Genomic DNA, 3781 nt, shown 5'->3' on the forward strand with positions numbered 1-3781 from the left:
CAAGGGAAGTTTATCACGGATGCCTGCCGCTCTCCGGCCCGGGCTATCGCCCGGTCCTCCAAGCGGCAGACAGGGCAGCATAGTCAGTAATCATGGAGAACCGATCAGAGAGCATGTTTGTAGCTTAAACTGCGGCTGGATCTGTCCAACAAATGGGGACTAGTTCACACCGATGATTTTTCGGCACAACACTCCAACATCCCCCTGTTCACGACCCTGATCAGGGTGGAATTGGCCGCAATAACAACAAGTCCGAGGAAGAAATTACCGATATTGCATTGATATCATTTAATAATAACTCGTCTCCTCACTCAACCCGAGGATTCTTCGGCAAACTGATGGCAAGAAAGAAAACCCCTCGCCCGATCCGATGCTATTCAAAAACAGTCTCTGCGGGGTCCGGACTATAGTCATGGCTCGGGATAACTGCACAATCTGAGGATAGACCCCATGTCGCTGCCGATGGAAAAAGAACAGAGAACAGAAGCACTCAGCCGCCTGAAGGATTCACGCCTGCTGCGCGAACATGCCTATGTGAACGGCCGCTGGGAGGCCGCCGACAGCCGCCAGGTAATTGAAGTGCGAAATCCCAGCAACAATCAACTGGTCGGCACCGTGCCCAATATGGGTGTGCGGGAAACACAAAAGGCGATCCAGGCGGCATCCGACGCCTTCCCCGCCTGGCGCGACCTACTGCCCCAGGAACGCTCAAAGCTTCTGCGCCGCTGGTTCGAACTGATGCTCGAGCATAAGGATGATCTGGCGCTGCTGATGACCCTGGAACAGGGCAAGCCCCTTGCGGAATCCCTGGGCGAGATCGATTATGCCGCCAATTTCATCGAATGGTACGCAGAAGAAGCCAAACGGGTGAATGCGGAAAGCATCACTTCCCATCTGCCGGATCGCAACATGCAGATCCGGCGTGAGGCCATTGGTGTGACCGCAGCCGTCACACCCTGGAATTTCCCGAGTGCCATGATCACCAGGAAAGCTGCTGCCGCTTTGGCGGCAGGCTGTACCATGGTCGTGCGCCCGGCCGGCGAGACCCCGTTTTCCGCGACCGCCCTGGCCGAACTGGCCGAACGTGCCGGCATCCCGGCCGGGGTCTTCAATATCGTGACCGGCGGGCGTGAGGTGGTCCAGGAGCTTTGCGCCAATAAAACCGTTCGCGCACTTAGCTTCACCGGCTCGACGGAAGTAGGCCGCCTGCTGCTGGCCCAGGGGGCGGCAACAGTCAAGAAAATGTCCATGGAACTAGGCGGTCATGCGCCTTTCATTCTGTTCCCTGACGCAGACCTGGATCAGGCCGTCAAAGGCGCGATCGGCGCAAAATTTGCCACCACCGGCCAGGATTGCCTCGGTGCCAACCGGATATATGTGCATGCGGATGTCTATGATACCTTCATTCAGAAATTCACGGCCGCCACAGCCGCACTGAAAATGGGGGACGGTTTGGAAGAGGGCGTCGAACAAGGCCCATTGATGCATGAACGTGCCTTGGATAAATGCGCCAGCCATGTGGCCGATGCCATTGCCAAAGGCGCGCGTCTCACCACTGGTGGAAAGCCCCATGCCCTGGGCGGGCTTTTCTATGAGCCGACCGTGCTGGCCGACGTCACCCCAGATATGGCGATTTATCACGAGGAAACCTTCGGCCCTGTGGCCCCGATCATTAAATTTGATGATCGTGATGATATCGCCGCCATGGCCAACGACACAGAATATGGGCTGGTGGCCTATCTCTACAGCTTTGACAACCGCCGGATCCAGACGCTCTCAAACGCGCTGGAATATGGCATGGTGGCGGTCAATACGCCAAAAATCACCGGCGCGCCCATTCCCTTTGGTGGCGTCAAGCAATCGGGCCTGGGGCGGGAAGGATCCCGCCACGGCCTCGAGGAATTTACCGAATTGAAATATGTCTGCATCAGTTACGAAGCAGCCTGATTGGGAGATAAATCGAATGAACGAAAAACTTGTAAACGACCTGCATGAACTGGACCGGAAGTATTTCTTCCATCCCTCCACCCATATGCGCGCCCATGCAGATGGTGAAACGCCGAGCCGGATCATCCGCGGCGGCGAAGGTGTCCATATCTGGGATACCGACGGCCAAAAGACATTGGATGCCTTTGCCGGCCTTTATTGTGTGAATGTGGGTTATGGCCGCCAGGAGATTGCCGACGCGATCCATAAACAGGCGTCCGAGCTTGCCTATTACCATACCTATGTGGGCCACGGGAACGAGCCGGTGATCCGCCTCTCCCAGCGGATCGTGGAAAAGGCCCCAAAAGGCATGAAAAGGGTCTATTACGGCATGTCCGGCAGTGATGCCAATGAGACCAACATCAAACTGGTCTGGTATTACAATAATATCCTGGGCCGCCCGGAGAAGAAAAAAATCATCTCCCGCTGGCGCGGCTATCATGGCTCCGGCATCATGACCGGCTCTCTCACCGGGCTGGAGCTGTTCCATAATGCCTTTGATCTGCCGCGCGCGCCGATCCTGCATACATCCACCCCGCATTATTACTGGAACGCCAAGGAAGGCGAAACCGAGCTGGATTTCTCCAAACGCCTGGCGGCAGAACTGGAAGAAATGATCCTGGCCGAAGGGCCGGAAACGGTTGCGGCTTTCATCGGCGAACCAGTGCTGGGCACCGGGGGCATCGTGCCGCCGCCGGAAGGCTATTGGGCCGAGATTCAGGCCGTCTTGAAAAAATACGATATCCTGTTGATCGCCGATGAAGTCGTCACCGCTTTCGGCCGGACCGGCAGCTATTTCGGCAGCCAGCATTATGATATGGAGCCGGACCTGATCACCATTGCCAAGGGTGTCTCCTCCGGCTATCTGCCGCTGTCCGGTGTCATTGTCGGCGAACGTGTCTGGCAGGTACTGGAACAGGGCTCTGACCAGTTGGGCCCGATTGGCCATGGCTGGACCTATTCCGCCCATCCGGTCTGTGCGGCGGCTGCCAATGCCAACCTGGATATCGTCGATGGCGAGGATTTGACCGGCAATGCGCGCGAGACCGGTGCCTATCTCCAGCAGCGCCTGCATGAAACCTTTGACGATCATCCGATTGTCGGCGAAGTGCGCGGTGTTGGTCTGATGGCGGCGCTGGAGTTTGTCGCGGACAAAGAAAAGAAGGAGCGTTTTGACCCGGCGCTGAAAGTCGGTCCGCAAATCTCTGCTGCCTGCCTGGAACAGGGCATGATCGCCCGCGCCATGCCCCATGGCGACATCCTGGGCTTTGCCCCGCCGCTGATCATCACCAAGGACGAGGTGGATCAGGTCGTCACCAAGGCCAAAGCCGCTGTCGACAAGGTGGCTGCAACGCTATAACCCCCTGCCCTGCAAACCTGTTTCAGGGCCTACAGGCGCCGCATTCCCTCGTGCGGCGCCCTTTTTTATCCCTCGCCATTTTTTAATCTCACTCTGGGGCCTTTTCCATTTCTTCAACAAATGACCAGCGATAACCGCCCCGCCAGCTCTGCCGCCGCGTTAGCATCTTGTTTGTTGACTGATTTCGGGATCAAGATGCTCTTGCATCTGGGACGGGCTTTCAGATCTAGTCAACGACCGTCCCCAGCTCCGGCTTACGGATGATGGTGCCTGAGCGAGAATTTTTAGAGCAGTGTTATTGCCTAAACAGCCTGCATCAATAAAAAACCCCCGCAAAAAAGCGGGGGTTTTTATTTGGTTGCGGGAGCAGGATTTGAACCTGCGACCTTCAGGTTATGAGCCTGACGAGCTACCGGGCTGCTCCATCCCGCGTCA

Annotated in this window: 2 protein-coding genes and 1 tRNA gene; 2 read left to right on the plus strand and 1 reads right to left on the minus strand. The window is 56.8% G+C overall.

Going from position 1 to position 3781, the window contains the following annotated elements:
- The first annotated feature begins 450 nt into the window (after positions 1 to 450).
- Positions 451 to 1947: an NAD-dependent succinate-semialdehyde dehydrogenase gene (locus DFP90_RS22455; RefSeq protein WP_115939701.1), complete on the plus strand. Its 1497-nt coding sequence runs from the start codon at positions 451 to 453 to the stop codon at positions 1945 to 1947.
- A 16-nt stretch (positions 1948 to 1963) separates the two neighbouring features.
- Complete coding sequence (locus DFP90_RS22460) at positions 1964 to 3346, plus strand: aspartate aminotransferase family protein (protein ID WP_115939702.1); 1383 nt, start codon at positions 1964 to 1966, stop codon at positions 3344 to 3346.
- 355 nt (positions 3347 to 3701) lie between these two features.
- On the opposite strand, the gene DFP90_RS22465 is transcribed toward DFP90_RS22460, so the two are convergent.
- Positions 3702 to 3778: transfer RNA gene (locus DFP90_RS22465), tRNA-Met, on the minus strand.
- Positions 3779 to 3781 lie beyond the last annotated feature (3 nt).

Source organism: Aestuariispira insulae (genome assembly GCF_003385955.1).
GTDB classification, from domain to species: Bacteria; Pseudomonadota; Alphaproteobacteria; order UBA8366; family Aestuariispiraceae; genus Aestuariispira; species Aestuariispira insulae.

Coding starts and splice junctions, on each gene's coding strand:
- DFP90_RS22455 (WP_115939701.1), top strand. CDS start 451: ATGTCGCTGCCGATGGAAAAAGAACAGAGAACAGAAGCACTCAGCCGC.
- DFP90_RS22460 (WP_115939702.1), top strand. CDS start 1,964: ATGAACGAAAAACTTGTAAACGACCTGCATGAACTGGACCGGAAGTAT.